Genomic DNA, 3,750 nt, shown 5'->3' with positions numbered 1-3,750 from the left:
CAATACCAAACGAATGGCCGGAGAAATCCAAAAGATTGAACCCCTAAATTTACCTGAGTTGCATAACGCCCGGCTAAGGGGTTGACAACGCACCGCCGAACTCAAAAAACACACTGTAAACACTGAATTTCAATTTTGCACTAAAGTCGCCACGCGTTGGCAATCCCTCTTGAGCCGTTTGTTATGCAAATTCAATGAGATAAACCGAATTTACACGACCAAAAGCCACAATTGCAATGATTGAGTGATTCAAGAACCAACCGAAGCCAGAGCCGTGATAAATAAGCCGCCAAAACAAAGTCCACCTTTCAACAACAAACCAAGCTTTTGAATCAGACAAACTCAACGAGCGAAAACTTCAGCAAAAGCAAAATGATCGATTAACTTGCCCTTTCCACACTTTGCGCGCGCTAAATTCACAACAAACCAGCACCAAAACTCATTGAGGCAAACAAAGAACTTTGCCTGTTTTACGGCTTGAGTTAACCAAGAATTTGAGGGTAAAAAAGCTCATTTGCCGACAACACAAAACGAATAGCCGGAGAAATCCCAAAAGTTTGAGCCCCTAAATTTACCTGAGTTGCATAACACCCTGTTAAGGGGTGAGCAACGCTACCACATAACCTAAAATTACCACCGTAATCACAACACACAAATTGGAACCAAAAATCCAAGCGTTGGGAATCCCTCTTAAACAGTTTGTTAGGCATTTTCTCGTAGTTAACTGTAGACACCTTTAAATTCGAGATATGCTTTGATGTACCGCTTATTCTCTTTAATGACTTCATTCTCGCTCTCTATTTCTAAATAATATCTAGAAATATCATCCATACGATTGCAAACATTAAGCCAATGACTAAAACGTCGAGATTTTGTAAAAGGGTCCCAAGATAATGAATCAAGTTTTTCTAGCGAAGGATGTGAGTCTGTAAACTTCTCAAATATATACTTTAATAATGTATTTTCATTGTAGAAGCTAGCATGATCGATATAACGAGATACAAAGTCCGAGTTAATTACCTTACCATCACTCGCCTTTAGTAACTTTTCAAAATTTTCTAATAACGTTGTAAACATAACTAATTTCTTATCGACTAACCTTTTTGAAATTTTTTCTATTAAACCATTTTTATCAATAAGCAAAAGCTCTTCTTGGTTTAGAGAATACTCAGTTAAGTATAAGAAAACATCTGAATCATCAGCGATTTTTATTATTTTATCTAGCATTCTGTACTCAATGGCTAGAGCGATACCAAAGTATTTAGTTGCCTCTTCATTTAAGTATTTATCCACACTAGCTCTTTCAAAGTTATGAGATACTATTTTAACTGTAATTTTTGCTTCATTTTCTTCACTGCTTTCAAAAACATTCACCATTTCCTCAACTGTAGGTGTTCCATCAGGTTCTTTATCAAAAAATGCTTTATAAGCGCTATACACATCAAACCTTGAAATGTATTTTCGGGTATTAAAAAGCCATAAAACATTGTTCATTTTATCTGTACGTGGAACTAAAGGTAATGAAATCTTCATAATTCCCCCTATGAAATCAATTTATTATAAGTTAGCTTATTATAATATTCTGCAATGTTATTAAGCATGAATTTGTCAGATATTTCTGCAATACCTATGTAGTCAGAAAATTTTTGACCAATAGAGCCTCCAACAAAAAAAACGTTTAACATCGTCTCTTCACACCAATAAATGTAATACCTATCATGCATTGATTCTTTAGAGTGAATCAAATCGATGCTTTTAAATAATCCATTTTTTACAAGATGACTTTTACGTTCATTGATTTTAATTTTTCTATCTTCTTTCTCATCGTTATCACCTACAGAATTGAACTTTGAAATTATTTCTAGCGTAATTTTACTACTTCCACCAAATAAAGAGGTCAGATTATCTAAGTCGATAGGCATAATATATGGGTCAATAATGGTTATTTTTTCTATTTTTGATGTGTGATGTACACTTGCCTTAAAAAGGCTTGTAGCATACTCAAAAGGTTTATCACTTACAGCTTTGGGTATACATGAATTTGATTTGCTGACTAATAAATTCCGTCTGTTATTTATTCTATCTCTTAATCTAGACACTATTCTTTACCCACATTCATATTTAGCTCATTATATGTAGATACCTCAGAACCATTATCAAGAGTCACACTATCTCCAATAACTCTCCCCCTAATGTTTATATTTCTTATAAAACCATGCCTACTGTTAAATATAGTTTCCCCTTGATCTATTATTTCAATTTCTATTTCATCTGGACTATTGGAGAAATTAATTAAAGTTTCCTTCTCCGATATGATTCCATTTTTTATTTGTGGATCTATATCTTCACAGTATCCTGTAATAACATACTTCGCTTTGGCATAAGCATTAAATTCATCAAAGAACTTAACTTGTAATCTTTGAGGTAAACGATTCTCCCCCTTTAAGGGTTTATCAACAAATTTGCTATTTACAACAATACGAGTTGGATCATAATAAGTGTATGAATTTAATAATTCTGGGCGATTTAGCAGATCAAGATCAAACTTTGTTTTTACTTCTTCTAACAATTGCTTATGTTCATTAGCCCAAGATTGGTATTTATAACTTGTCATTTCACTACCGACAAACATTTTTATCTTGCTGCAGCGATCGATTAACGGACTGAAAACAACTTCATCAGAGCGTTGAGTGATAAAATCGTCATAATCTTCTTCATACCGAAGTGTGACACCACCATTAATATTGATACACTTTTTGTCATCATCTACAGAGTCTATACGTATATTTGACACAATGAATCTAGCTTTAAATTGCTTTTTTAAACCTATTGTTATGTCAGACTCTTTGATTGAGTCGAATTCACCACAACGCCAATTAATGCATTCCCCATAGATAACCTGTTTATTACGATCGTAAATAAGAAAATATTTGTAGCTATTCATAAATTTCCTTCTTAAAAAATACTGCGAAAGTTTCCAACTGATGCCTAACGCCCGCTTAAGGGGCTGACAACGCTACTATCAAGTTTCCGCATAACACCGTAATCACCAAAATCAACGCATAATAAAAATGCCACGCGTTGGAAGTCCCTCTTGAAGCGTTTGTTATGTTGCTGTGCCAAAGAGCTTATGTAAGGCTTCTATTGGAAATGTCCATTCTAAAGTTCTCTGTGGAGTCCTGTTTATCCGCAACATTGCATTAGTGAAATCACTGTACTTTAGCCCGCCATCAGCGTAAATAAAGTGCTCATAACCACTTACAACGTCATTCATGTTACTCAGTAGCTTTTTACTAGCTGTCTTTGTAAACAGTACACTCTCTGGCGCTTTCTCATAAGCTTCGATAATTTCAGAAGGAAAGTCTTCGAGCTCAAGTAGCTGTAAAACACCATTTTTGAAAATTTTACCTATGTCTTTTGCGTGCTCTTTTCTATAACCAACAAGCACAAACGACATCAAAGTTTTCTCTTCCATGAAAACTAGGCACTTTCTACGGTCAGCCGTAAAAAGGTTTACATACCAATTACCTATGGTGAAACTTTCATCTTGGACTTCAATTAAATCTGCGGACTTTAAACCTAATGCATCCTGAACTTTTTTTGTGCATCGCAACTGATACATAAACGTAATATCCTGATTTATGATTACTTTCAGCTACGATAATGTGTGCAAAACCAGATTGCAACATAACGCCCTGTTAAGGTGTGAGCAACGCAATACCGAAGCCTCCGCACTCCACCTTAAACACT

At 34.9% G+C, this 3,750-nt stretch carries 4 protein-coding genes; all 4 read right to left on the bottom strand.

The window, feature by feature from the left end; genetic code table 11:
• Positions 1 to 720 precede the first annotated feature (720 nt).
• The 4 genes from AACT18_RS17565 to AACT18_RS17550 all read right to left on the bottom strand — a co-directional run bounded on the left by AACT18_RS17565 (position 721) and on the right by AACT18_RS17550 (position 3,622).
• Positions 721 to 1,533 carry a hypothetical protein gene (locus AACT18_RS17565; protein WP_094144309.1) on the bottom strand — a complete coding sequence of 271 codons (813 nt, stop codon included), beginning with the start codon at positions 1,531 to 1,533 and terminating at the stop codon, positions 721 to 723.
• A gap of 8 nt (positions 1,534 to 1,541) precedes the next feature.
• Positions 1,542 to 2,099: a hypothetical protein gene (locus tag AACT18_RS17560; RefSeq protein WP_141138122.1), complete on the bottom strand. Its 558-nt coding sequence runs from the start codon at positions 2,097 to 2,099 to the stop codon at positions 1,542 to 1,544.
• Positions 2,099 to 2,944 carry a hypothetical protein gene (locus tag AACT18_RS17555; RefSeq protein WP_094143341.1) on the bottom strand — a complete coding sequence of 282 codons (846 nt, stop codon included), beginning with the start codon at positions 2,942 to 2,944 and terminating at the stop codon, positions 2,099 to 2,101. The genes AACT18_RS17560 and AACT18_RS17555 overlap by 1 nt, the downstream gene beginning before the upstream one ends.
• 162 nt (positions 2,945 to 3,106) lie before the next feature.
• On the bottom strand, positions 3,107 to 3,622 hold the full coding sequence (locus AACT18_RS17550) for a DUF6933 domain-containing protein (protein WP_094143484.1): 516 nt from the start codon (positions 3,620 to 3,622) through the stop codon (positions 3,107 to 3,109).
• Positions 3,623 to 3,750: the final 128 nt, after the last annotated feature.

The sequence above is a fragment of the Vibrio sp. V04_P4A5T148 genome (assembly GCF_963875605.1).
Taxonomy (GTDB): Bacteria; Pseudomonadota; Gammaproteobacteria; order Enterobacterales; family Vibrionaceae; genus Vibrio; species Vibrio anguillarum.
This window is presented reverse-complemented; position numbering and strand designations above follow the sequence as displayed.

Excerpts from the sequence above, each read along its gene's own strand:
- AACT18_RS17555 (WP_094143341.1), bottom strand. The coding sequence starts at position 2,944 with ATGAATAGCTACAAATATTTTCTTATTTACGATCGTAATAAACAGGTT.
- AACT18_RS17550 (WP_094143484.1), bottom strand. The coding sequence starts at position 3,622 with ATGTATCAGTTGCGATGCACAAAAAAAGTTCAGGATGCATTAGGTTTA.
- AACT18_RS17565 (WP_094144309.1), bottom strand. The coding sequence starts at position 1,533 with ATGAAGATTTCATTACCTTTAGTTCCACGTACAGATAAAATGAACAAT.